Source organism: Ruegeria sp. BB1 (assembly GCF_056539465.1).
In genome coordinates this window covers 310,270-334,850 of the sequence record NZ_JBQFVB010000001.1, presented here as the reverse complement: position 1 = coordinate 334,850, position 24,581 = coordinate 310,270, and the positions used below count along the sequence as shown (strand labels likewise).

The window sequence follows — 24,581 nt, the reverse complement described above, 5'->3', positions numbered from 1 at the left end:
CCTTCTGTTGGCTGAAAATACCCCAACCAAAGGCAAATTCATCGGCGCACCCCGCGTCACGGCAACCGGATCATGAGTGCAATCGACAATCTCCCTCCACTACGCGAAGTCATCGCGACCCACCAGCTTTCGGCCCGCAAGTCGCTGGGGCAGAATTTTTTGCTGGACCTGAACCTGACGGCCAAGATCGCCCGTCAGGCCGGAGATCTTACGGAATGCGACGTATTGGAAATTGGCCCCGGCCCCGGAGGCCTGACCCGTGGGTTGTTGTCAGAGGGCGCACGCAAGGTCGTGGCGGTGGAAAAAGACACACGCTGCATCGCGGCTCTGAACGATATCGCAGCCGCCTACCCCGGTCGGCTTGACGTGATCAACGGCGATGCGCTTGAAATCGACCCGCTGGCGCACCTGACTCCACCGATTCGCATCGCAGCCAATCTGCCCTACAATGTCGGCACCGAGTTGCTAGTTCGCTGGCTTACCCCGCCGGAGTGGCCGCCCTTCTGGCAGAGCCTGACCCTGATGTTCCAGCGTGAGGTGGCCGAGCGTATCGTCGCCCAACCTGGCAGCAAGGCCTATGGCCGCCTCGCCATCCTCGCCCAATGGCGGGCCGAGGCGCGGATCGCCATGTCATTGCCGCCCGGCGCGTTTACCCCACCCCCCAAAGTCTCAAGCGCCGTTGTTCATCTGACCGCCCTGCCCGAGCCGCGTTACCCGGCCGATGCTGCCACCCTGTCACGCGTCGTCGCGGCTGCCTTTAACCAGCGCCGGAAAATGCTGCGCGCATCGTTAAAAGGTGTTGCATCGGATATCGAAGACAGGTTGCTCGCAGCTAGTATCCAGCCCACCGAACGGGCCGAACAGGTCCCGCTTGAGGCGTTTTGTGCTTTAGCGCGCGAAGTCAAAAAAGGCTGAAAGCAAAGAAAAAGCCCCGGACCATCCCAGGGCTTTCGCAATTTCGGAGTCTTTATTTATTCCGCCGCTTCTGGCGCATCCCCATCCGTTTTGGGGGCATCCTCAACCGGTGCAGCCTTGGGCTTGCGCGCACGCGGGCGGCGTGCAGGTTTTTCTTTCTTCTCCGATTTCTCGGGCGCATCGACCACCGGGGCGGCATCTTTGCTTTCCGGGGTCTCGACCAGACCGGATTCGGGGGCGGAAGCTTCGGCTCCGAAATCCATCACGTCGGGTTGCGGTGCCTCGGCCGGATCGGCCTGACGGGCCGCTTCGCGCTCCTGTCGTTCGGCACGTTCCCGGTCACGCTCGGCCTGACGTTCGCGATTCTGGCGCTCTTGCTCTTCGCGGCGCGCTTCGATTTCGCGCTGCGCTTCGCTGAGCAGACGCAGATAATGCTCGGCGTGCTGCTGAAAGTTCTCAGCTGCCACACGGTCGTTACCTAGCTGGGCGTCGCGCGCCAGCTGGTTGTATTTGTCAATGATCTGCTGGGGCGTGCCGCGCACCTTGCCTTCGGGGCCTGAACTATCGAAAACCCGGTTAACAACGTTGCCGCCAGAGGGGCGATTGCGGTTATTCTTGGCCCGCGAGCGGGATTTAGAAGATCTCATCGTACTTTACGTCAGCCTTGTCATTCGGTGCCGATCAAGTCGCGTCCTGCACTGCTCAATGGCATTAGCCGTCACGCGATGTCGACTTTTTTGGGCTTGGCGTCAGGGGCCCGCTGAAACAGCGTCAACCTCTCCGACTAACTCTGAGTAAGCATGTCCAGCGCCTACAGACAAGAGGTTTGTCCAAAAATTCGCAGCTTTTTTACATTGATCGGCGCATTTCAGCCTCATCATGCGCCAATTTTACGGCATTCTGGCGACAACAACACGATCTCGACCGTCCAGATCGGGGATAACCCCTGCATCAACTAGTCCAGCCGCATGGAAAAGGGCTGCAACGGCCTTACCCTGTGTCGGTCCGATTTCAACCAGAATCCGCCCGCCGGGCATCAGAAAATCCGGGGCCGAGGCGGCAATATGGCGGTATGCGCCCAGCCCGTCCCCTTCGTCCGTCAGTGCCATACGCGGTTCATGTTCACGCACCTCGGGGGACAGGTCCTGCATCTCCTCCAGCGAAATATAGGGCGGGTTTGCAACAATCAGGTCAAACAACCCTTCGATATTTTCAAACCAATCCGAGCGTAAAATCTCGACCCTGTCCTGCACCTGATGCTGCACCGCATTGGCGCTGGCTTGCAGACAGGCGGATTCGCTTAGATCCGCACCGATACCCGAAGCACTGGTGCGCTCGGCCAGCAGAGTAATCAAGATACAGCCAGAGCCTGTGCCCAAGTCCAGAACATGATCGAACGGTTCGCTTAACGCCGCCTCGACCAGTGTCTCGGTTTCAGGGCGCGGGTCCAGCACATCTCGGCTGACACGGAACCTGCGACCATAAAACTCGCGCTCTCCCAGCAAGTGCGACACCGGCACACGGATAGCCCGCAGCGAGATCAGGTGATCGTACCGTTCGGCAATCTCGGGTGACAGTTCCTCGGGCGCAATCAACGTGACTCGGCTGGCCTCTATCCGTGCGGCATGGGCCAGCAAAACCCGCGCATCACGTGCCGGATCATCGACTCCAGCAGCGCGTAAGCGGGCGGTGGCGGCAACCATGGCCTGGGCGGCAGTCAACGCAGCGATCATTGTGCCATCTCGGCCAGCAGACGGGCCTGATCGTCAGCGGTCAGCGCGTCGATCACCTCATCCAGATCGCCCTGCATCACCTGATCCAGCTTATAGAGTGTCAGGTTAATGCGGTGATCCGTCATCCGCCCCTGCGGAAAATTATACGTCCTGATCCGCTCGGACCGGTCGCCCGAGCCTACCTGACTGGCGCGATCAGCGGATCGTTCGCTGTCGATCCGTTGGCGTTCAAGATCATACAGGCGCGTTTTCAGGACCTGCATCGCTATTTCACGGTTGCGGTGCTGAGACTTCTCGGAACTCGTCACCACCAGACCGCTGGGCAGGTGTGTGACCCGCACAGCCGAATCCGTCGTGTTAACGTGCTGCCCGCCCGCGCCCGAACTGCGCATCGTGTCGATGCGAATGTCATTGGCGTCGATCTGAATGTCCACATCCTCGGCCTCGGGCAGAACCGCCACTGTGGCTGCCGAGGTATGAATCCGCCCACCGCTTTCGGTTTCGGGTACTCGCTGAACGCGGTGTACACCGGATTCGTATTTCATGCGGGCAAAGACATTGTCGCCCTTGATGTGGGCCACTACCTCTTTAATACCGCCAAGGTCCGAGGCTTGCTCTTCAATGATCTCAAACTGCCAGCCGCGCGCTTCGGCATAGCGTTGATACATGCGCAGCAGATCGCCCGCGAACAACGCAGCCTCATCCCCGCCCGTTCCAGGGCGGATTTCCAACATCGCTGGACGCGCATCGGCCTTGTCCCGCGGCAACAACGCCAGTTGCAGGGCTTGTTCGGCCTGCGGGATACGGGCCTGAAGCTCGGGGATTTCTTCCTCGGCCAGCTCTTTCATGTCGGGATCGGCCAGCATCGTTTCAGCCTCGGCCAGATCGGCGACCAGCTGACGCCACGCCATGATTTGATCCACGACCGGCTTCAGATCAGAATACTCCTTGGCCAAGGCCGCAATATCCCCGCCCGAGGCGCCATCTGCCATGGCTGCTTCGAGATACTGGAATCGCTGAGTTATCTGTTCAAGGCGTTCTTCGGGGATCATCCGCGCGGTGTCTCTTAATCCGGCGCTTTGGTCAAGAGCCGTCCCTGTGCTAAGCTGACGCTATGACACGTTTGGCACTTGTTATTTTGTTGTGCGCAGCCCCGGCCATGGCCGATGTCGTCGGTCCCGGAGGCAAGGTACAGGACTGCTATTGCACCGACAAATCCGGAACGCGCATCGAGTTGGGTGAGATGATCTGCCTACAAGTCGACGGCCGCATGTTCACCGCCCAGTGCCAAATGTCCCTGAACGTCCCCATGTGGCGCGAAGTGCAAGAGGGGTGTTTGTCCTCAGGGCTGCAAAGCAGCCAGCCAGCCATCGACTCTGTTTCGGTTTACCCCGAAATCTCGCCGACCGAATCTTAACCGACCGTAGACGCGTAGAGTGTCTCCATCCTGCTGAATCGTGGTGTAATCTGGGAAGCCAAATACTTTACTGCGCGTTATGTAAGTGACCATCTCCTCTCGCACGGATCCCGCCAGCACATAGGTTCGGGGAGTATCTGTCACGATTTCATGCAGACGCGCAAAACGGTCGGGGTCACTTTCGATCACCCTAAACACGCCGCCCGGCATATCGCGATCCGTGTCTCCGACAGGAGCGACGTGCCAACGATTGGGGTCTGATGGGGCTGAGCGAATGGCAGCCATGGCGATCAAGCAGGCAACCAATCCCCAAAAAAACATTCTTTTCATCCCGATCCCATCGCTTTGCAAAACAATATTCGGATCGCTGGTCGTGGCAAGGCGCCACTGCCGCTATCGTGACGTCACGCCAGGTAGAATGCACAACATCTCGAACAGCAGGTTCGCCGCTGTCAGTGCGGTGTTGCCGGTAGCGTCATACGGAGGGGAAACCTCGACCAGATCACAGCCCACCACATTCATACCCGCCAGCGCGTGGATCAGCTGTAAAGCCTGTGGCGTGGTCAGCCCTGCAATCTCGGGTGTGCCGGTGCCTGGGGCGATAGAAGGGTCCAGGCTGTCGATATCGTACGAGATGTAAACCGGATGCTCGCCGATCTCTTTGCGAATCTGGGCACCTGTCACGGTCAGATTTTGCTGCCACAGCTCCCAAGCAGGGAATTGGCGAAAGCCCCAGCCCTTAGCCTCGGTAAAATCCGATGCTGCGTAGCCCGAGCCGCGAATGCCGATCTGAAAGGTTTTATCAGGGACGATCAGCCCCTCTTCGTAGGCGCGGCGGAAAACCGTGCCATGCGTTTCTCTTTCACCAAACATCTCATCATTCACGTCTGCATGGGCATCGACATGGACCAGTGCCACCGGCCCGTGTTTGGCAGCGATTGACCGCAGGATCGGCAGGGTGATCGAGTGATCGCCCCCCATTGCCACTGGCGTCACACCCTGTGCCAGGATGGCATCATAGCTTTCCTTGATGATTTTCAGACTGTCGGCCAACGAGAATGTATTGATCGCAAGATCGCCGATATCCGCGATTTGAAGGCTGTCGAACGGGGCCGCAAACGTGGCCATATTATAGGGCCGGATCATCGCACTTTCGCTGCGGATCTGCTTGGGTCCGAACCGCGTCCCCGACCGCCAAGAGGTGCCAATATCCATCGGGATGCCCAGCACCGCCACGTCCAACCCGGCAAGCGAATCCACCTGCGGCAGGCGCATAAACGTGTTCGGTCCCGAAAACCGCGCCAGATCATTGCCGCTGATGGGTTGGTTATATTCTGTCATTCCCGTCATTCTCCCGTCCGGCCTTTTGGTTAACCAGATATCGGAAAGATGTCTAACCAATGGTTAAGCCTGTTGAATTAATCCGAGACCAGCTTATTCCACCCCAGCAGACAAATGATCTGCGTCGCCACATGCGCGCCCGCAATCGCCGTGGCACCGGACGTATCAAAAGGCGGAGAGACCTCGACCACGTCCCCCCCTTTGATGTTGATGCCGGCAATGTCGCGCAGGATGATCTGCGTTTGTATCGAAGTCAGCCCACCCCAGACGGGCGTGCCGGTGCCGGGGGCGAAGGCCGGGTCCAGACCGTCGATGTCAAAGCTCAGGTAAACGGGGCTGTCGCCCAGAATACCTTTGATCTTTTGCGCCACGGCGGCAGGACCAGATTCATACACCTCGCGCGCGTCTATGATGTTGACGCCCAGCGTGTCCTCATTCGTAGTGCGAATACCCACCTGGACCGAGCGTTTAGGGTCCACGATCCCCGATTTCACCGCCTTGTAAAACATCGTCCCGTGATCGACGCGGGACATGTCGTCATCGGCCCATGTGTCCGTGTGCGCATCGAATTGCAGCAGCGACATTGGCCCGTACTTCTCTGCATAGGCTTTTAGAATCGGAAAGCTGATATAGTGATCTCCGCCCAACGAAACCGAGGCCACGTCGGCCGCCAGAATAGTACGGATATGATCCGTCAACGTATCGGGAAAGGCAGGGATATTGGCGTAGTCATAGGCCATATCTCCGTAATCCACGATTGCCAATTCGCTGAGCGCGTCGAAGGGCCAGCCGTAAGGCGCATCCGGAGATTGCAGCGCGCTGGCCTCGCGAATTGCGCGGGGGCCAAGACGGGTACCAGGGCGGTTGGTCACGGCCTGATCGAACGGCACGCCGGTCACGGCAATATCTACGCCCTTCAGCTCTTTGGTATAGAGCCGCCGCAGGAATGACGTCGCGCCGCCGAACGTGTTTTCGAACGATAACCCTTTGAGGTCCGGATTGGTGAATGCCTCATCCACCTGATTTTTTGCGTCTTCCAGTGCCATGTCTTCCCCCCATCAGCCCAAAGGCTGCGCCTTTTCGACAATCCGTGCAAAGAACGAGGCGCCAACCGGCGCGATCTCGTCATTGAAGTTGTATTTGGGGTGGTGCAGCCCTGCGCCCTCACCCTGCCCCAGGAACAGATAGGCACCGGGACGTGCCTGTAACATATAGGAAAAATCCTCGGCCCCCATCTCACGCCCTGCGTTGGCGGTTACCTGGTCAGCGCCCGAGATGTCGCGCGCGACATCGGCTGCGAAACCAGCCTTTTCGGCGTCGTTTATCGTGGCGGGATAGTTCTTTTCATAGTCCAGCCGCGCCGTGACCCCATACGAGGTCGCCTGTCCCTGCACGATCTGTTCCATCCGCTCTATCACCATCTTCTGAACAGCAGGGTCAAACGTCCGGACTGTACCGTTGATGAAGGCCGTATCAGGGATCACATTGTTCACCGTTCCCGTGTGGATTTGCGTGACCGAGACCACCAGATCATCCAGCGCATAGTGGTTGCGGCTGACAATAGTCTGTATCGCTTGCGCGATACCACAGGCCGCCATCACCGGATCGCGTGTTTCATGCGGCATGGCGCCGTGGCCTCCGACGCCCTGAATATGAACCTCGAACGTGTCCACAGCCGCCATGATCGGCCCCGGCGTGGTATAAAAAGACCCTTCGACAAATCCGGGCGCGTTGTGCAGCGCGTAGACCTGAGAGATGTTGAACCGGTCCATGATCCCCTCTTCGACCATGACACCGGCCCCGCCACCCTCTTCTTCGGCGGGTTGAAAGATCAGCGCCACGCGACCGCGGAAATTTCGCGTCTCGGCCAGATAGCGGGCCGCACCCAGCAGCATCGTGGTGTGCCCGTCATGCCCGCAGGCGTGCATCTTGCCGGGGTTTTTGGACGCGTAAGATACGCCCGTCTCCTCAGGGATCGGCAAGGCGTCCATATCGGCGCGCAAGCCGATGGTCGGCCCCTCACCCTGCCCATTGATGATTGCCACTATGCCCGTCTTGGCAATGCCCTCATGCAGCTCATCCACACCGAACTCGCGCAGTCGGTCGGCGACGAAAGCAGATGTTTCGTGACATTCGAACTCTAATTCAGGGATCGAATGCAGGTGCCGGCGCCATGCGGCCATATCGGCAGAGAAATCGGCAATTCGGTTGACGACGGGCATCTGGGGTGGACTCCTGATCCTGACTGCGGAATGGATGCATCTGACACCGGAACGAAAGGGTTCGCAATGGCCGAAAATCCTCTGATCCACGACAGCGAAGCGGGTATCGAGCGTTTGCTGGAAATCATGCGCCGCCTGCGCGACCCGGAATCAGGCTGCCCGTGGGATATCGAACAGGATTTCGCCACCATCGCCCCTTATACGATCGAAGAAGCCTATGAGGTCGCCGATGCCATCGAACGCAACGCCTATGACGAACTGAAGGGTGAGCTGGGTGACCTGCTGTTCCAGTCCGTCTTCCACGCGCAAATGGCTGAAGAGGCTGGACATTTCACTTTTCAGGACGTGGTGCGCACCATGTCGGACAAGATGGTCGACCGTCACCCGCATGTGTTCGGCGACGAATCCCGCGACAAATCTGCGGAACAGCAAACGGTGGATTGGGAAACCATCAAGGCAGCCGAGCGTGAGGGCAAGGAACAAAAAGGCGCTTTGGACGGAGTGGCCGCGAACCTGCCAGCCCTGTTGCGAGCCCATAAGCTGCAAAAACGCGCCGCCCGCGTGGGATTCGACTGGCCCGATGCCAGCCATGTACTCGCCAAGATCACCGAAGAGGCAGCTGAGCTGGAAGAGGCCCGCAACAGCATGGATACCGATGCGTTAGAGGACGAGTTTGGAGATTTGCTGTTCGTGATGGTCAATCTGGGCCGTCACCTGGGCATCGAACCCGAAGCCGCCCTGCGCCGTACCAACGCCAAGTTCACGCGGCGTTTCGAACAGGTCGAGGCACGTCTTGCCGCGCACGGGAAAACGCCGTCGCAAAGTGATTTGGCCGAAATGGATGCGCTGTGGGATGAGGTGAAGATCGAAGAGCACCGCGCCAATGGCAAACTCCCGCCTGTGGACGCCGCGACCGAGGCCTGAAACCGCTGGACAAGTGGGGTGACACTTGCGAGTGTCCGCGCTTCAAGACCCCGGAGGCAAATCATGGCACCGCGCAAGATCATTATCGACACTGACCCCGGTCAGGACGACGCTGTCGCAATCTTGCTGGCGTTGGCCAGCCCTGATGAGATCGACGTGCTGGGCATCACAGCTGTTGCCGGGAATGTGCCGCTGGAACTGACCGCCAAAAACGCGCGGATTGTTTGTGAACTGGCCGGGCATACGCATATCCCTGTTTACGCTGGATGCGACCGTCCGTTGAACCGCGCTTTGGTCACCGCGGAGCATGTGCATGGTAAGACCGGGCTGGACGGCCCTGTCCTGCCCGATCCGGAGATGCCGCTGGCTGATGGGCACGCGGTCGACTTCATCATCGACACCCTGCGCGCGCAGGAACCGGGAACGGTGACGCTCTGCCCGCTGGGGCCCTTGACCAATATCGCCACGGCCTTTCAGAAAGCGCCCGATATCGTCGAGCGCGTGCAGGAAATCGTGCTGATGGGCGGGGCGTATTTTGAGGTGGGCAACATCACGCCCACCGCTGAATTCAACATTTACGTTGATCCGGAAGCCGCTGAAATTGTGTTTAAATCCGGCGTTCATATCGTCGTGATGCCACTGGATGTCACCCATGACGCCTTAGTCACGAAACATCGCAACGATGCGTTCCGTGCACTCGATTCTAAAGTCGGCCATGCGGTTGCCGATATGACGGATTTTTTCGAACGCTTCGATAAAGAAAAATACGGCTCAGAGGGCGCGCCGCTGCACGACCCCTGCGTGACCGCATATCTGATCCGGCCCGAACTGTTCTCGGGCCGTCACGTCAATGTGCAGATCGAAACGCAATCCGACCTGACCCTTGGTATGACCGTCGCTGATTGGTGGCGCGTGACGGATCATCCCCCCAATGCCATGTTCATGGGGGAAATCGACGCTGATGGATTCTTTGACCTGCTAACAGAAAGGCTGGCCCGCCTATGAGCGCCGCGCTGAAACTCGCCCGTCCCACAGATCTGGATCGCCTGATGTCGCTGGTCGCGGCCTTTCACGCCGAGGCCGGAATTGAACAGGACGCCGATCAACGTCGCGAGGCTCTGGCCCCGCTTCTTGAGGGCATCCCCCACGGGTGCGTCTATCTGATCGGACCCGGCCGCGCGCCGCTGGGCTATATCGTACTGACCTTTGGTTGGTCGGTCGAATTTGGCGGTATGGACGGCTTTGTCGACGAGATCTACATCCGCCCCGCAGTTCGTGGCCGCGGGATTGCCACCGAAGTCCTGCTGGACCTGCCCAAAGCCCTTGCCGGGGCAGGATTGACCGCATTGCATCTTGAGGTCGACCGGACCAATGAAGCCACACAAAGACTGTATCTGCGCACTGGTTTCAAAGCGCGAGACCGCTATGTGTTGATGAGCAAGCCGCTTTAGCGCGCCTCAACGCCCATATCGAATCCAGGAATGTCCATATCCATCACCGGGTCAGTGGACGACGCCTGCATCCCCGATACCGGATAAGTCCCCGGCCCCGAGCAGGCCGCCAAAAATACAGTGCTGATCACTGAAACTACGAGAAGGAATTTCGAACCAGTCATGGTGTACCCCCTTTTCTGTAATCCAGTCACAATAGGTCAGCTCAAATTGAGACAAATAGGAAAAAGTTCACACATAACGCGAATTATGCTGAGAAATATTTAGGGTTATGTTTTTTCCACGCGTTAACAACGAGAAAGCGGCGCAAAATAATTCGGCTAAAAGGTCTTTCTTATCCGTTCCGCTACAATTTCATCTCGAAAAACAGCAGATGACCCTCCGCGATTTCCGGAATCTCAGCGTATGCGTCCCGCAGAACGAACCCCATTGAGAGGTACAGTCGGGTCGCTGTCTGCAATGGTTTACCAGTGTCCATGCGGATCAGGTCAAACCCCTGCTGGCGACATTGCTGGATCAAAGACAGCATGATGGAACGACCTGCCCCCGTACCGCGGGCGCTGTCCTGAACGAATACGCGCTTGATCTCGGCCACGCCCGGCTCGATCGTGTGGAACATGCCACATCCAACGGGCTGATCACCGATCAGCGCAAGACGCGCGCCACCGTTCGGCGGGCTGTGTTCGGCCTCGATGGCCTCCATCACACGGGCATATTTATCCTGCGAATAGATGGTCTGAACAATACGTTGCGACTTTTCATCCAGAGTCAGGAGGAAATCGCGGTATTCCCAACACAAACGCCGGACCGCATCAAAGTGGTCCGGCGTTCTGGGTTCTATGATACTAAGCAACTGCCGATCCTCGATAAGGTACGAGGATCAGAATAACACTCAGCGCTTAAGGATCGAAGCCCCGGCGTATTCGGCAACTTCGCCCAACGATTCCTCGATACGGATCAACTGGTTGTACTTGGCCAACCGGTCCGATCGCGCCAGCGAGCCGGTTTTGATCTGACCGCAATTGGTCGCCACGGCTAGATCGGCGATGGTTGCATCCTCGGTCTCGCCCGAACGGTGCGACATCACGTTGGTATAACCCGCGCGGTGCGCCATATCGACGGCGCGCAGGGTTTCGGTCAACGAGCCGATCTGGTTCACCTTGACCAGCATCGAATTGGCGCAGCCGCGGTCGATCCCTTCAGCCAGACGTTCGGGGTTGGTCACGAACAGGTCGTCGCCCACCAGTTGAACACGGTCACCGATGGCATCGGTCAACGCCTTCCAGCCGTCCCAATCATCTTCGGACATGCCGTCTTCGATCGAGATGATCGGATAGTCTTTGACCAGCGCCGCCAGATACTCGGCGTTTTCTTCGGAGGTTAGCGAGATATTCTCACCCGACAGAACGTATTTGCCGTCGCGATAGTATTCAGTGGCAGCGCAGTCCAGCGCCAGGTGGATTTCTTCACCCGGTTTATAACCCGCCTTTTCAATGGACTGCAGGATGAAATCCAACGCTTCGCGGGTGGATGCGATGTTGGGGGCAAAGCCGCCCTCATCGCCCACACCAGTGGCTAGACCAGCAGCCGATAGTTCGCGTTTGAGGGTGTGGAAAACTTCGGACCCCATGCGCACGGCTTCGCGGATATTTGCGGCCGAAGTTGGCATGATCATGAATTCTTGAATATCGATCGGGTTGTCCGCGTGCTCACCCCCGTTGATGATGTTCATCATCGGCACTGGCAGAACACGAGCCGAGGTGCCACCCACATAGCGATACAGAGGCTGCGTGGTGAAATCCGCCGCTGCCTTAGCCGTGGCCAGCGAAACACCCAGAATGGCATTGGCGCCAAGCCGACCCTTGTTCTCGGTTCCGTCCAGTTCGATCATGGCGCCATCGATGGCAACCTGCTCGGTGGCGTCAAAGCCGACCAGCTCCTCGGCAATCTCACCGTTCACGGCAGCGACGGCCTCAAGCACGCCTTTGCCCAGATAGCGGGATTTGTCACCGTCACGCTTTTCCACTGCTTCATAAGCGCCGGTCGACGCGCCCGAGGGCACAGCGGCGCGGCCCATGGTGCCGTCTTCCAGAATCACGTCGACCTCAACGGTCGGGTTGCCCCGGCTGTCTAGAATTTCGCGTGCGTGGATGTCGATAATGGTGCTCATGAGGCCCGTTCCTGTGGCTGCAATCAGTTGCACGCCTCATACCATCACCGGGCAAAAAGTAAACCAGTCATGTTATCGCTAACATGTATATTCCCGACCCTTTAGGGCTAACAATTACCTGTTTGCGCCAACGTGCGACGATCCGTCAGGCTGCAACCGCCAGTTCACGGGCCAAACGGCGTTCGCGAATAAAGGTGTACATGCCCGACCCCATGATCAACGTGGCCCCGGCCAGCGTCATCAGGTCCGGGCGTTCACCGAACATCAGCATCCCCGCGGCGATCGAGAAGATCAGCCGGGTATAGCGGAAGGGCGTCAGGGCCGAAGCCTCACCAATCCGCATGGCGATGACGATGCCGTAATAACCCAGAAAACCAAAGCCAACGGCACCCAGATAGGGACCGATCTGCCAAGTATTTAAAGGCACAACGGGTTTTGCGGAAAACACCATCAACGCCACGCCAGCAAATGCCACGGCGACATAGGCCTGCAGGGCGACCACGGACGAGGCCACGCGAACATCCAGCTTACGGGTGATCAGGTCGCGCGCGGCGATGGCAAGCACACTGGCCACGACAAACAACGACTCGGGTTGAAACCCGGCCAGCCCGGGGCGGATAATCATCAGCACGCCGATGAAGCCGATGCCAATCGCGCTCCACCGTCGCCAGCCGACATGCTCGCCCAGAAACAGCGCGGCCCCCATGGTGACGGCCAGCGGCATTGCCTGAAACACGGCAGCCACGGTGGATAGATCGACCAGAGACAGTGCGGTCACAAAACTCAGCGCCCCAACCGCTTCGGTCCCGGCGCGCATCAGGGGCAGAGGCTGCCACGCCACCGGATCAAGGATACGTTTGCGCGTGGCCAACGACATCACGACAAAGGCCAGGCTGCAGATCACACCCAACACAACCATGATCTGACCGGTCGGCACTGTCACCGACAGATGCTTGATGAACATATCTTCAAGCGCAAAAGCCGCCATCGCGCCGACGACCAGCAAAATGCCGTGTACGTTGTTCATGATCGTGTCCGTTGAATCCTGCGGCCCCAATGCCGCTTTTCTCAGCAAAATCGCAAGTAAGCCGTTCAGGCAAGCATTATCCGCCCGGAAAGCATGAATTCCCGTGCGCCTGCGGTTCGCGTTTTGTGATGAATCAGTCCTGTTCCAGCGGCACGCCGTACAGTTCCAGCCGGTGGCCTTTCAGCTTATACCCCAGCTTGGCCGCGATCTTTTCCTGCAACACTTCGATCTCGGGATCGACGAATTCGATCACCTTGCCGGATTGCATGTCGATCAAATGGTCATGATGATCACGCTCAGCATCCTCATACCGTGCGCGCCCGTCACCGAATTCCAGCCGGTCAAGAATCCCCGCTTCTTCGAACAGTTTGACAGTGCGATAGACCGTGGCGATCGAGATGCCCGAATCCACTTTCGAGGCACGGGCATACAGTTCCTCAACATCCGGGTGATCCTCACTTTGTTGCAGCACCTGCGCGATTGTGCGGCGCTGCCCCGTCATGCGCAGGCCTTTTGCTTCGCAGCGGGCGATGATCGTATCGGACATAAGTGACCCTCAGAGTAGTTCGGGTTTCTGTCTTAATACGTCTGTGCGGATCACGCCACAGGGGAATTGCATCCTAGGCCACCCGTCGCAGGTCGGCCCAGATCGGCAGATGGTCAGATGCAATATGCGCAGGCCGCGCGTCATGCACGCCGTGCAGCACCGCCTCAAGCCCTGCGCCCAGCGCGATCCGGTCCAGCGCCCCCAGGGGCTGTGCGGCCGGAAAGCTTGGAACCGGTGCCAAAAAGCGCATATCCGGGGCCAGATGGTCCAACACAGGCTGGCGCGACCATTCGTTGAAGTCCCCGGCCCAGACGGTGGGCATGTTGTCCAGATCATCGTCAAAGCGGCGGATGTGCGTTATCTGCTGGCGCCGGGATGCGGGCAACAGGCCCAGATGCATTCCCATCACGCGCAGCGGCCCGATTTGGGTGTCGAATTCCACACGCACGGCTCCCCGCGGCTCCAGCCCTGGCAGGTCGTGGTGCCCGGTCTGCCGAACCTGAATCGAATTTCCGCGCCAGATCACAGCGTTTCCATGCCAGCCCAGACTGCCGGCCCCACCCAGATCGACGATCTGCCAGCCGGCCTCATCCAACATGAAATGTGGTAAGGCGGCAGGCCGGGGCGGCAAGCGTTTGTCGGCCTCTTGCAACACCACGATATCGGCCTGCATGCTGTCGATGACCTGCATGATACGCTGGGGCTGCCGCCGAAAATCCAGCCCCACACATTTCTGAATGTTATAGCTGGCGATACGCAGGGTTGATGGTTTGGTCATTGGCATCCTGTGTCTGACATCAAAGGTTCCTCGGCCACCCGGCCCCTATTTAAATTGTGTAATCATAAGGTTGGCGGGCTCACCCCCTTCTGCGGATGAGCTATGGCCTGTTCCCTTGACATCTTCGGCCCAAAACAAGTCACCCGTTTTGAAATCACGTATTTCGCCCGACCCCGCCTGAACACGGAACGTACCGGACAGAACCGTCGCAAGTTGGGGTTTCGGGGAACGGTGTTGAACCCCTTTCCACCCAGCAGGCAATGACAAGAAGGCAATACGCGCGGCATCGACCTCTTTTGAGACCAGAAACGGTGCGGCCGGGGGGGCAAAGGTCTTGAGCTCGAAATCAATCTCACGATTTTCAAAATAAGACACTCCGTCCGCGTCTTCCAACAAAATGGCGTAGCGCATTTTATGCTCCCTAAAACAAAACTGATTTTTTCTGCAGTTCCCCCGGTTGCGTCCATTATGCAGCATTATGTGCCGATGGTAAGTCGCTTGGCATTATGTTCAGAAGAACGCCCACTAGACAGCTTAAAAACTAGACGTTCAAGTTTTGATATTCGCTATGTCCCACAGAACGTCGCGTGGACCACTTCGCTTTCGGCCGGCGGATGTGTCAGGTCGGTTGCGTCGGGTTGATCCTCATAGGCGCGGGCAAGCACCGCATTTAACCGATGGAACGGGGCAAAATCGCCTTGGACAGCAGCCTGTATCATCTGCTCGACCCGGTGGTTGCGCGGGATAAAGGCCGGGTTGGCGGCGTTCATCACCGTCTGCGGGTCATTTTCACGGGCCAGCCGAGCCTGCCAGCCGTCGGCCCATTCATCATAAGCTTCGGGGTTCACGAACTGATCGCGGGCCTTGTCACTGCCCAGCGCACGGAACGTATTGGTGAAATCGGCACTGTTATGCGCCATCCGGGTCAGCAGATCGGTGATCAACGCCTCGTCGCCCTTATCCTCGGTCGTCAAACCGATCTTGGCGCGGAAGCGGGCCAGCCATTCCTGTTGGATCAGTACCGGCATTGCATGCACGATCTCAGTGGCCTCTTGAACGGCGGCTTCGGGGTCCTCGACCTGCTGAATCAAAGAGGTCGCCAATTGCGCCAGGTTCCATACGGCGATGTCCGGCTGATTGGAATAGGCATATCGTCCCATCCGGTCGATTGAACTGAAGACCGTATTCGGGTGATAGATGTCCATGAAGGCGCAAGGTCCATAGTCGATGGTCTCGCCAGCGATCGAGAAATTGTCGGTGTTCATCACCCCATGGATAAACCCGACGCTCATCCATTGCGCTATTAACCGGGCCTGCGCATCCCGCACCGCGCGCAACAGGCCCATTGGCCCCTCGGCCTGCGGATAGTGTCGGGCGATGGCGTATTCGGTCAGCCGCTTCAAGCTGTCGACCTGCCGCCTTGCGGCAAACACCTGAAACGTCCCCACACGCAGATGGCTTTGCGCCACGCGGGTCAGCACCGCGCCCGGCATCGGGCCTTCGCGCAAGACGATCTCTCCTGTCTCAACCGCAGCCAGCGCACGGGTGGTCGGGATGCCCAGCGCGTGCATCGCCTCGGATACCACGTATTCGCGCAGAACTGGCCCAAGCCACGCACGGCCATCGCCCTGGCGGCTGAACGGGGTTTGTCCCGAGCCCTTCAACTGAATATCCCGCCGCACGCCGTCTGTTCCGATCGTCTCACCCAGCAATACCGCACGCCCATCGCCGAGCTGCGGGTTGTAGGTGCCGAATTGATGGCCGGAATAAAGCTGAGCAATCGGCTCGGCCCCTTCAGGCAGGGCATTCCCGGCGAAAACCTCGGCCATTTCCTGCACATCGCCCGGAGTAACCCCCAGAACGCGGGCCAGATCTTCATTAAACGCAATCAAACGCGGAGCGTGCACCGGCACCGGCACTTGCCGGGCGAAAAAAGTGTTGGGAAGACGGGCATAGCTGTTGTCAAACGGGATAATCAAGGTCATGCGGCAAACATATGGTGGATACACGTAAATACCATAGCGGATCGCACGCCTGCGTGCATAATCACCACAACCAAGCAAGAGGCCCTAATGACCGCGCAAGAGATCATCGACCACCTTCAGTTGCAGCGCCACCCCGAGGGCGGTTGGTTCCGCGAAACTTGGCGGGCCGATAACGAAGGCCGCGCCACAGGCACCTGTATCTATTTCCTGCTGCAAGCAGGTGAGCACAGCCACTGGCACCGAGTCGATGCGACCGAGATTTGGCTGTATCATGCCGGCGCGCCACTGACCCTGTCCCTCAGCGCCACCGATGACGGCCCTGCCACCGATCACCTGCTGACCCCCGACCTGAACAAAGGCGCGCCACAATTGATCGTACCCACGAACCACTGGCAATCAGCGCAGTCGACTGGAGAGTACACTCTGGTCAGTTGCACCGTCTCACCCGGGTTCGAATTCGACGGCTTTGTGTTGGCCGCGCCGGAATTCGATATCGCGCGCGGGTAGGTCATGGATCACCGCGCCCTCATAGCGTCGATCCCGCCCGAGGCGAAAGACAGCCTTCAGCAACGATCCAATGCGGCCGGGCTGAAGCATTTGGCGGCGTATGGCATAGTACTGGCGGGCACCTCTGCCTGTATCGCATTGCGAGTGCCGCTTTGGCCTCTGTTTATCCTTCCCCAAGGCATCCTTCTGGTTTTCCTGTTTACGCTCAGCCACGAGTGTACGCACAAGACACCGTTTCGCAGTGGCTGGTTGAACGATGTCATCGGGCATCTGGTTTCGATCCCTATTGCCCTGCCCTTTACGTGGTTTCGGTATTTCCATCTGGCCCATCACAAATGGACCAACCACCCGGAAAAAGACCCGGAGCTGGGTGGCAAACCACGACCCGTCAATTGGCGGGACCTGCTGATTTACCTCAGTGGCTGGCCGTATTGGAGCGGGATGGCAAAGGTACTGATGCTAAATGCTTTTGGCCGGATCGACGCCCCCTATCTGCCCGCCCGCCAACACCGCGCCATGCGTATTGAGGCGCGGCTATTGCTGGTTCTCTACGTCCTTGTCGGTCTCAGCCTGCTCAATTCAACAGCATTGTTCTGGCTATGGATTCTACCGGTGCTGATCGCTCAACCCTTCTTGCGCCTCTATCTATTAGCCGAACATGGCCTCTGCCCCTCGGTCGCCAATATGCTCGAGAACTCTCGCACAACCTTCACCAACCGCATCGTCCGGTTTCTGGCCTGGAATATGCCCTACCACGCCGAGCACCATGCGTTTCCCAATGTGCCTTTCCACAAATTGCCCGCGCTGCACGATTGGACCCGGGCACATTTGAAATCGACTTCTGAGGGGTATTCCGATTTTTCGCTGGATTACATGAAATCCCTGAATTGAAAATCCGTCTTCCAGTGACCCTGTGACCTCCGACAAAAAAGCTGGTCAAAGTCACCCCCTATCCAACCGTTCAATTGGATGGGGTCAGGACAGGAGGCGTATCGAAACGGTTGCGCCAGGCCACAAGGCACAATACCGGATCGTCCTGCGTTTCCATTGCATGCGGCTGATTGCTTTCGTGATACACAGTGCCGCCTTCGCCGAGGTTTTCACTCGGACAGCCCTCGCGATTGAACACGCCAGTTCCTGAAATCACCATGTACATTTCTTCTGCTGGATGATGATGCCACGGATAGTAAAGCTGAGGCGGCATGTGAACAATCCAAAGCCAGAGTTTGTTCGATAGGAACGGCCCTCCTGCTCCGACGATGGAATAACATCCAAAATTATTCAGGAAACAATCGCCGATATCTGTGTATTTGTAGGTTTCTCGCCAAACCGCATAAGGTGCTGCGTTTACGATCGCATCCTGCAGGTGAGCATAGGTTTGTGATACCAGCCCCTCCTCCTGCCGCAACACGTCGCCACACGGGAGATGATATGGCTCAATCTCCTGTCTTTGAATGTCATCTGGAAACGGTGCGAACGACGTCATCTGGGGATGGCTGACATATGCATCCCGAGCTTGTTGCAGTAGATTCTGGTAGACCCCTTCCTTGCTCATAAAGAGCGAGGATAACCAGTTTTCAGACTTGGGTTTGTCTGCATGCGACATCGAATGCAAATTTTGCTGCCGAGCGACACGAAAGCCTATCATCTGAGGTTCCAGCCAAATTCCCTTCAGCCAGCAGCACCCATCGAAACCGTACTGACAACTCCTCCCCCGACAAGAGCTTTAACCCCAGTTGTTCCAGGGCATGATGTCGGCAACCCACGTGCCACGCGTACTGCGAGATAGGCGAAGGCCTGTGCCTCGAGCATGTCGCCGTCCAACCCTACCGCTTCGACCGGCTCGACCGGGCAGTCCAGTGCGACGCGCAGCATCTCCATCAGCACCGGGTTATGCCGCCCGCCGCCAGTGACCAGAAGACGCGCAGGCGGTTTGGGGCAATGTTCCATCCCCTGCAGCACGCCCGCCGCACACATCCCGGTCAGTGTGGCCACCGCGTCGGCGTCGTTTAGCTCCTGAACCAACCGGATCATCTCGGCAAAGTCGTTCCGGTCAAGAGACTTAGGGGGCATTCGGGTAAAGTAAGGCTCAGCCAGAAACAGTTCGAGCGCGCCCATCTCGACCGTGCCGCCACGCGCAACCGCACCATCGCGGTCCATCGGCAGGCCCAGACGCGCCTGCATCAGGTCATCAACGGGTGCATTGGCGGGACCGGTGTCAAAGGCCAGCAGAGCTCCGGGCGCTTCCGGGCCGTCAAAGCCGGGGTCCACATAAGTCAGGTTTCCCACCCCGCCGAGGTTCAAAAAACACAGCGGTTGGGTCGCCCCGATCCATTTAGCGCAGGCAAAGTGAAAGAATGGTGCTAGGGGCGCACCTTCCCCCCCCATCGCCACGTCGTCACTGCGGAAATCCCAGACGACCGGCACGCCTAAAGCCTGCGCCAACCCCTTGCCGTCGCCCACTTGTAACGTACCCCGCCCATGTGGTTCGTGCGCCAGAGTCTGCCCGTGAAAGCCGATCAGGTCGATCTCTTCAAACTCCGAGAGCGCCTCGGCGTGCGCAATGGTGACCAGCTCAGCCGCCTTGTCCACGTCCGGGCCGTGCCATTGACCCAGCGCCGCGCGCAGATCGCTGCGCTCGGCCGCGGTATAGGCGCGATAGCCGCTTGGGCCAAAACCGATGATGTGATGCCCATCGGTTTCCACCACCGCAGCATCCACACCGTCCAGCGACGTGCCAGACATTGCACCCAGGGCTTTGATCGGCCCGCCTTTCCTGATGGCCCGGTTCACGCTCACCTCATTTATCTTGTTTTATGGCGCTCAACCTGCCTGTTCATCGCCCCACTAGGCAAGTCACATCACGCGGTCCACGTGCTTTTTTGCTACAACCTGCGCGCCTGCAACCACAACACGAGCGACGGGACGGTTGCACCGGCGCACGGCCTGAGTAAGCATTGCGACCAACTGCACCCCAAACGGACGACCATGACGGACACACAGACACCCAACCAGCCCGCGCAGGGACGCAATTACCAGCTTATCTTTTGGTCAGGGTCACTGGCCACAATTGGCGGGCAGCTGGTGAACCCCAATCTGGTGCTGCCCTTCCTGTATCTGGCCTTGGGGGCGCCTACGTTTTTCGCGGGCCTTTTGCTGCCCTTCGTGACCGGATCGCGCCTGATTGCCGAGATTTTCATGTCTCCGTTCATCAACCGGGTGACCCGCGCGAAACTGGCGGTTTACGTGCCAAACATCCTGACGGCCGCCATTCTGTCGGTCGTGGCATTGTTCGCAACAAACCTTCCCAATCTTTTGATTGTGTTACTATTTCTGACAACCGCGGTTGTAATGGGACTGTGCCAAGGGATCACCAGTCTGGGCACCAGCCAAATCTATGGCATCTCGGTGCCCGAGGCGAAACGAAATCGGATGGTGTTTGCACAGGCCACAATCTCAGGCATTCTGGCCATTCTTGTGGTCTGGGTGACGCGCGATCTGCTGGCCTCGGATGAACCAATGCAGCGCCACATCGTCGTCCTGTGGTGCGGCGTCGTCGCCATGTTCGCCGCCGGCGTCAGCTTTGCCGGTGTCCGGCTGCTGGAACAAGAGCAAGCCCGTGCCCCCGCACCCAAAAGCAAACCCAAACCGCTGGCTGAGTTGGTGACCGGTTTCAAAACCGGCATGGCTTATTCGTGGTATCGCAAGTTTCTTACGGCGCGTCTGATCTTTGTCTCGGTTGAGCTGGCCATGCCGTTTTACACGATCCACGCTGCGACCTTTCACGTGGGCACCAAACACTCACTCAGCTATTTCGTGATGGCCGCCAGTCTTGGTATGGTGCTGGGCTCGATCCTGTGGGGTTGGCTCAGCGGTCGGATCTCGGTCAAGCCGGTGATGTGGCTGGGGTGCTTGATCTCGGCAGTTTCAGCCATACTGGCGCTGGCCTTCACATTCCTTGGCTATGCGCAGAACGTCTGGGTTTATGCGCTGGTCATCCTGCTGCTGTCACTGGGCGGGAATGGCGTCATTTATGGCCGCTATCTCTATATCATTGAAAAGACATCGGAACAGGAGCGTCCCTACCTGGTCGCCCTTGGCGATGTTAGTGCCGGACTGATTGGCATGGTCTTTGCTGCGATCCTGGGCGCGGTGGCACATCTGCACGATCCAATCACCCCGATCTTTGCACTGGCCGCGCTGAACCTGATCGCAATGCTCTATGCGTTGCGCCTGCCTCCGGTCAAAAGCTGACACTGCCCACGTCTTTCTTGGAAATGGTGGCTTTTCCTTGCCCAAAGCGACGCCTATACAGTGCCCCGCAACATCAACCCAAAGGGCACGATATGACCTACCACCCCAAATCGGATTTCATCGCCACGATGATCGAGCGCGGCTTTCTCGCCGACTGCACCGATTATCAGGGCCTTGACGAAGCGCTGATCAGTGGGTGCAAGCCGGCCTATATCGGATTTGATGCGACGGCAAAATCGTTGCATGTGGGCAGCCTGATCCAAATCATGATGCTGCGCTGGTTCCAGAAAACCGGCCATCAGCCGATCACCCTGATGGGCGGCGGCACCACCAAGGTGGGCGATCCTTCGTTCCGCGCGGATGAACGCCCCCTGTTGGGCCCCAAACAGATCGACGAAAACATCGCGGGCATCAAAAAGGTGTTCTCGGCCTATATCGACTATGACAGTGACGCCGAAAACAAAGCTCTGATGCTGAACAATGCCGAGTGGCTGGACGACCTGAACTACCTCGATTTCCTGCGGGACATCGGGCGGCACTTCTCGGTCAACCGCATGCTGTCGTTTGAGTCCGTGAAATCGCGGCTGGATCGAGAACAATCGCTCAGCTTCCTCGAATTCAACTACATGATCCTGCAGGCTTATGATTTCCTTGAGCTGAACCGCCGCTATGGCTGCGTTCTGCAGATGGGCGGCTCGGATCAGTGGGGCAATATCGTCAATGGGATCGACCTGACCCGCCGCGTGCTGGATCATGAGATCTTTGGCCTGACCTCGCCCCTGTTGACCACCAGCGACGGCAAGAAGATGGGCAAATCTCAGGACGGTGCCGTGTGGCTGAACGCCGAGATGCGCTCGCCCTACGAATTCTGGCAGTTCTGGCGCAACACCACCGATGCGGATGTCGGGCGGTTCCTGAAGCTCTACACCGAAATGCCGGTGGATGAGTGCGAGCGCCTGGGCGCGCTGCAAGGGTCCGAGATCAACGAAGCCAAAATCCGCTTGGCGAACGAAATCACCACCCTGCTGCACGGGGCCGAGGCCGCTGCCAAGGCCGAAGCAACCGCGCGTGAAGTGTTCGAAAAGGGCGGCGTGGGTGGCGATCTTCCGACCCTGACTCTTAGCGCGGATGAGCTGGGCGACGGCATGTCCATCGTGCAGGTCATCGTGAAATCGGGCCTGGCCAAATCGGGCAAAGAGGCCAAGCGCCTGATTGCCGAGAATGGCGCCAAGTTGGATGACGCGCCGCTGACCGATGCAGGGCTGATGATTGACGCGGGCGCGCTGTCCTCGCCCATCAAGCTGAGTGCTGGAAAAAAGCGGCACGCGCTGGTGCAACTGGGCTGATCACAGCCCCGCCCATTACAAATAACGGCCACCCCGTTGGGTGGCCGTTTTCCTTTTCAAAGGTGTAGGTTCACATCGGCGCGGTTAACGCTTGCCGCCCTTACCGCCGCCTTTACCGTCGCCGTGGCCACCTTTACCACCGCCATGGCCTCCTTTGCCGCCGCCTTTACCGTCGCCGTGGCCGCCTTTGCCACCGCCATGGCCTCCTTTACCGTCGCCGTGGCCGCCTTTGCCTCCGCCGTGACCGCCGCCATTGCTGCCCCCATTGCCGTGACCACCGCCGCCATTGCCATTGCCGTTATTGCCGCCACCGTTTCCGGTGCCGGGGCCAGAGCCGCCGTTATTGCCACCGCCGTTGCCGGAATTCCCGTTGTTTCCGTTACCATTACCGGGGCCGCCGTTGTTGCCACCGTTGCCGCTGCCGTTGTTGCCGCCGTTGCCACCACCGTTGTTGCCGCCATTGCCGCCGCCGTTGTTGCCGCCGTTGCCGCCGCCACCGCCGTTGCCACCGCCGTTGCCTGGGTCACCGCCGCCGTCACCGGGATCACCGCCACCATCACCGGGGTCGCCGCCACCGTCACCGGGGCCACCGCCGCCGTTGCCGGGGTTACCGCCTCCCCCGCCAGACCCGGAACCACCTCCGTTATCTGAATCAAGACCGGCAAACTGATCATTTCCCCGCGCCTCGCCTGGATTTCCCGATGCACCAATCGAACCCGTTGGTTGGTCGGTCAACAACGAAGCCAATCCTGGGCATTGCGCCGTTGTGTTGCGCAATGTGGTCGCGAAATCCGATCGTTGTTGCAGGCGTTCCAGAAAGCTGGGTGTCACCTGCTGACAATCACACAGCGCCTGATAATCCCCCCGATTTGCAGCATCCCGGGCGGTCTTCCAGTTGCACACCTCTGGCGCAGCTGCGGCGCTGCTTACCGCCATCACAGTCAGAAAAGGTGCAGTTACCAGCACAGGAATTCCGACTTTCAAACTCTTACGCATAACACTTGTCTCCTTGTTCGGCGCCCCCTCGACGCGTCAAATTGATAGGTACCGATGTGAGACTTGCGCATTAAGCGCAGTTAAAGTTCCTCTGAGAATCGCTTGAGAAACGGCATAAAACTTTGAAAAATCTCGTCCGAATTGTGGACATCACCTAAATCCTCAGATTAACTGAACATACGTTCATATCCTGAGAGGAGACCGCCGCCATGCAATTGTCCACCACATCCGCGATCATCACTGGCGGTGCTTCGGGGCTGGGCGAAGCAACCGCACGCCACTTTGCCGAGCGCGGCGCGCAGGTCACTATTCTGGACCGCGACACCGTCCGTGGCACTCAGGTCGCGGAGGAGATCGCAGGGCATTTTGCTGAAACGGACGTCACGAACGAGGAATCCGTCGCCGCAGCGATCGATCAGGCGATGAACAATATGGGCCAGATCACGGCCGCCGTGAACTGCGCCGGAATCGCTTATGGCATCAAGACGGTGGGCAAAGACGGCCCCCACCCTCTGGACGCCTTTCAACGCACCATCGACATCAATCTGGTGGGCACATTCAACGTCTCGCGCCTGGCTGCGGCTGAAATGGCAAAGAATGACCCTGAGCCCGACGGCGCGCGCGGTGTGATCATCAATACCGCATCGATCGCGGCCTTTGACGGGCAAAAGGGACAAGCGGCCTATGCGGCTTCAAAAGGTGGAGTGGTCGGGATGACCCTGCCGATGGCCCGCGATCTGGCCTCGACCGGGATACGGGTTATGGCCATCGCGCCCGGCATCTTCATGACCCCGATGCTGGCCGGCCTGCCCGAAGAGGTACAGCAGCAACTGGCCGCTGACGTCCCCAACCCGGCCCGTCTGGGTGATCCACGCGAATACGGACGACTGGCCGGGTTTATCGTCGAGATGGGATACCTGAACGGAGAGGTCATCCGCATCGACGGTGCGCTGCGAATGCGCTAGGTC

General features: G+C 58.7%; 28 protein-coding genes. 10 read left to right on the top strand and 18 right to left on the bottom strand.

Annotation, left to right across the window (positions count from 1 at the left end):
• Window positions 1-72 precede the first annotated feature (72 nt).
• Window positions 73-915 (top strand): 16S rRNA (adenine(1518)-N(6)/adenine(1519)-N(6))-dimethyltransferase RsmA, encoded by an 843-nt coding sequence (rsmA, locus tag ACR0AL_RS01740; RefSeq protein WP_480661736.1) that lies wholly within the window; start codon window positions 73-75, stop codon window positions 913-915.
• Between the two features lie 56 nt (window positions 916-971).
• Here rsmA and ACR0AL_RS01735 read toward each other — a convergent pair whose 3' ends face one another.
• The 3 genes from ACR0AL_RS01735 to prfA form a co-directional block, all read right to left on the bottom strand.
• The gene (locus ACR0AL_RS01735) at window positions 972-1,562 is read right to left on the bottom strand and encodes a DUF4167 domain-containing protein (protein WP_170348945.1); all 591 of its coding nucleotides are present in this window, start codon (window positions 1,560-1,562) and stop codon (window positions 972-974) included.
• Window positions 1,563-1,805: 243 nt separating this feature from the next.
• Window positions 1,806-2,648: a peptide chain release factor N(5)-glutamine methyltransferase gene (gene prmC, locus ACR0AL_RS01730; protein WP_170348946.1), complete on the bottom strand. Its 843-nt coding sequence runs from the start codon at window positions 2,646-2,648 to the stop codon at window positions 1,806-1,808.
• Entirely contained in the window at window positions 2,645-3,700 is a 1,056-nt protein-coding gene (gene prfA / locus ACR0AL_RS01725) for a peptide chain release factor 1 (protein ID WP_170348947.1), read from the bottom strand. The genes prmC and prfA overlap by 4 nt, the downstream gene beginning before the upstream one ends.
• Window positions 3,701-3,762: 62 nt before the next feature.
• Between prfA and ACR0AL_RS01720 the strand changes: the two genes are divergently transcribed.
• Entirely contained in the window at window positions 3,763-4,065 is a 303-nt protein-coding gene (locus ACR0AL_RS01720) for a hypothetical protein (protein WP_170348948.1), read from the top strand.
• Here the strand turns inward: ACR0AL_RS01720 and ACR0AL_RS01715 are convergent.
• The 4 genes from ACR0AL_RS01715 to ACR0AL_RS01700 form a co-directional block, all read right to left on the bottom strand.
• Window positions 3,991-4,350, bottom strand: a complete 360-nt coding sequence (locus ACR0AL_RS01715) for a DUF1499 domain-containing protein (protein ID WP_480662533.1) — start codon at window positions 4,348-4,350, stop codon at window positions 3,991-3,993. The two genes, ACR0AL_RS01720 and ACR0AL_RS01715, sit on opposite strands and share 75 nt — an antisense overlap.
• Window positions 4,351-4,458: 108 nt before the next feature.
• Entirely contained in the window at window positions 4,459-5,406 is a 948-nt protein-coding gene (gene speB / locus ACR0AL_RS01710) for an agmatinase (protein ID WP_170348950.1), read from the bottom strand.
• Window positions 5,407-5,483: 77 nt separating this feature from the next.
• The gene (gene speB / locus ACR0AL_RS01705; RefSeq protein ID WP_170348951.1) at window positions 5,484-6,452 is read right to left on the bottom strand and encodes an agmatinase; all 969 of its coding nucleotides are present in this window, start codon (window positions 6,450-6,452) and stop codon (window positions 5,484-5,486) included.
• Between the two features lie 12 nt (window positions 6,453-6,464).
• Window positions 6,465-7,628, bottom strand: coding sequence for a M20 aminoacylase family protein (locus ACR0AL_RS01700; protein WP_170348952.1), 1,164 nt, complete (start codon window positions 7,626-7,628; stop codon window positions 6,465-6,467).
• A 66-nt stretch (window positions 7,629-7,694) separates the two neighbouring features.
• Here ACR0AL_RS01700 and mazG point away from each other — a divergent pair, with 66 nt between their 5' ends.
• The 3 genes from mazG (at window position 7,695) to ACR0AL_RS01685 (ending at window position 10,003) form a co-directional block, all read left to right on the top strand.
• Window positions 7,695-8,552 carry a nucleoside triphosphate pyrophosphohydrolase gene (gene mazG / locus ACR0AL_RS01695; RefSeq protein ID WP_170348953.1) on the top strand — a complete coding sequence of 286 codons (858 nt, stop codon included), beginning with the start codon at window positions 7,695-7,697 and terminating at the stop codon, window positions 8,550-8,552.
• 63 nt (window positions 8,553-8,615) lie between these two features.
• Window positions 8,616-9,557 carry a nucleoside hydrolase gene (locus ACR0AL_RS01690; RefSeq protein ID WP_170396066.1) on the top strand — a complete coding sequence of 314 codons (942 nt, stop codon included), beginning with the start codon at window positions 8,616-8,618 and terminating at the stop codon, window positions 9,555-9,557.
• Entirely contained in the window at window positions 9,554-10,003 is a 450-nt protein-coding gene (locus ACR0AL_RS01685; RefSeq protein WP_170348955.1) for a GNAT family N-acetyltransferase, read from the top strand. Before ACR0AL_RS01690 ends, ACR0AL_RS01685 begins: the two co-directional genes overlap by 4 nt.
• Here the strand turns inward: ACR0AL_RS01685 and ACR0AL_RS01680 are convergent.
• The 8 genes from ACR0AL_RS01680 to ACR0AL_RS01645 all read right to left on the bottom strand — a co-directional run bounded on the left by ACR0AL_RS01680 (window position 10,000) and on the right by ACR0AL_RS01645 (window position 16,510).
• A complete protein-coding gene (locus ACR0AL_RS01680; RefSeq protein WP_165590747.1) occupies window positions 10,000-10,167 on the bottom strand; it encodes a hypothetical protein in 168 nt (55 codons plus the stop codon). The two genes, ACR0AL_RS01685 and ACR0AL_RS01680, sit on opposite strands and share 4 nt — an antisense overlap.
• Window positions 10,168-10,349: 182 nt before the next feature.
• Window positions 10,350-10,856 carry a GNAT family N-acetyltransferase gene (locus ACR0AL_RS01675; protein ID WP_170505622.1) on the bottom strand — a complete coding sequence of 169 codons (507 nt, stop codon included), beginning with the start codon at window positions 10,854-10,856 and terminating at the stop codon, window positions 10,350-10,352.
• Window positions 10,857-10,895: 39 nt separating this feature from the next.
• Window positions 10,896-12,173, bottom strand: coding sequence for a phosphopyruvate hydratase (gene eno / locus ACR0AL_RS01670; RefSeq protein WP_170396072.1), 1,278 nt, complete (start codon window positions 12,171-12,173; stop codon window positions 10,896-10,898).
• Between the two features lie 145 nt (window positions 12,174-12,318).
• On the bottom strand, window positions 12,319-13,200 hold the full coding sequence (locus ACR0AL_RS01665; RefSeq protein ID WP_480661733.1) for a DMT family transporter: 882 nt from the start codon (window positions 13,198-13,200) through the stop codon (window positions 12,319-12,321).
• Between the two features lie 133 nt (window positions 13,201-13,333).
• A complete protein-coding gene (locus tag ACR0AL_RS01660; protein ID WP_170348959.1) occupies window positions 13,334-13,747 on the bottom strand; it encodes a Fur family transcriptional regulator in 414 nt (137 codons plus the stop codon).
• Between the two features lie 73 nt (window positions 13,748-13,820).
• Entirely contained in the window at window positions 13,821-14,531 is a 711-nt protein-coding gene (locus tag ACR0AL_RS01655; protein WP_170348960.1) for an endonuclease/exonuclease/phosphatase family protein, read from the bottom strand.
• A gap of 39 nt (window positions 14,532-14,570) precedes the next feature.
• On the bottom strand, window positions 14,571-14,936 hold the full coding sequence (locus ACR0AL_RS01650) for a cupin domain-containing protein (RefSeq protein ID WP_170396078.1): 366 nt from the start codon (window positions 14,934-14,936) through the stop codon (window positions 14,571-14,573).
• Window positions 14,937-15,091: 155 nt separating this feature from the next.
• Entirely contained in the window at window positions 15,092-16,510 is a 1,419-nt protein-coding gene (locus ACR0AL_RS01645) for a protein adenylyltransferase SelO (RefSeq protein ID WP_480661731.1), read from the bottom strand.
• A gap of 87 nt (window positions 16,511-16,597) precedes the next feature.
• On the opposite strand from ACR0AL_RS01645, the gene ACR0AL_RS01640 reads away from it, so the two are divergent.
• Together ACR0AL_RS01640 and ACR0AL_RS01635 are read left to right on the top strand one after the other, a co-directional pair.
• Complete coding sequence (locus tag ACR0AL_RS01640; RefSeq protein WP_480661729.1) at window positions 16,598-17,017, top strand: cupin domain-containing protein; 420 nt, start codon at window positions 16,598-16,600, stop codon at window positions 17,015-17,017.
• 3 nt (window positions 17,018-17,020) lie between these two features.
• Window positions 17,021-17,908: a fatty acid desaturase gene (locus ACR0AL_RS01635; RefSeq protein ID WP_480661727.1), complete on the top strand. Its 888-nt coding sequence runs from the start codon at window positions 17,021-17,023 to the stop codon at window positions 17,906-17,908.
• Between the two features lie 70 nt (window positions 17,909-17,978).
• On the opposite strand, the gene ACR0AL_RS01630 is transcribed toward ACR0AL_RS01635, so the two are convergent.
• Together ACR0AL_RS01630 and ACR0AL_RS01625 are read right to left on the bottom strand one after the other, a co-directional pair.
• Window positions 17,979-18,665: a dimethylsulfonioproprionate lyase family protein gene (locus ACR0AL_RS01630; RefSeq protein WP_170577673.1), complete on the bottom strand. Its 687-nt coding sequence runs from the start codon at window positions 18,663-18,665 to the stop codon at window positions 17,979-17,981.
• 23 nt (window positions 18,666-18,688) lie between these two features.
• The gene (locus tag ACR0AL_RS01625; protein WP_480662531.1) at window positions 18,689-19,762 is read right to left on the bottom strand and encodes an anhydro-N-acetylmuramic acid kinase; all 1,074 of its coding nucleotides are present in this window, start codon (window positions 19,760-19,762) and stop codon (window positions 18,689-18,691) included.
• 243 nt (window positions 19,763-20,005) lie between these two features.
• Here ACR0AL_RS01625 and ACR0AL_RS01620 point away from each other — a divergent pair, with 243 nt between their 5' ends.
• Together ACR0AL_RS01620 and tyrS are read left to right on the top strand one after the other, a co-directional pair.
• The gene (locus ACR0AL_RS01620; RefSeq protein ID WP_170348967.1) at window positions 20,006-21,271 is read left to right on the top strand and encodes an MFS transporter; all 1,266 of its coding nucleotides are present in this window, start codon (window positions 20,006-20,008) and stop codon (window positions 21,269-21,271) included.
• 92 nt (window positions 21,272-21,363) lie between these two features.
• Entirely contained in the window at window positions 21,364-22,617 is a 1,254-nt protein-coding gene (tyrS, locus tag ACR0AL_RS01615) for a tyrosine--tRNA ligase (protein WP_480661725.1), read from the top strand.
• Window positions 22,618-22,701: 84 nt separating this feature from the next.
• On the opposite strand, the gene ACR0AL_RS01610 is transcribed toward tyrS, so the two are convergent.
• Window positions 22,702-23,613 (bottom strand): hypothetical protein, encoded by a 912-nt coding sequence (locus ACR0AL_RS01610; protein ID WP_480661723.1) that lies wholly within the window; start codon window positions 23,611-23,613, stop codon window positions 22,702-22,704.
• A 209-nt stretch (window positions 23,614-23,822) separates the two neighbouring features.
• Here ACR0AL_RS01610 and ACR0AL_RS01605 point away from each other — a divergent pair, with 209 nt between their 5' ends.
• On the top strand, window positions 23,823-24,578 hold the full coding sequence (locus ACR0AL_RS01605) for an SDR family NAD(P)-dependent oxidoreductase (protein WP_480661721.1): 756 nt from the start codon (window positions 23,823-23,825) through the stop codon (window positions 24,576-24,578).
• The last annotated feature ends 3 nt before the right edge of the window (window positions 24,579-24,581 follow it).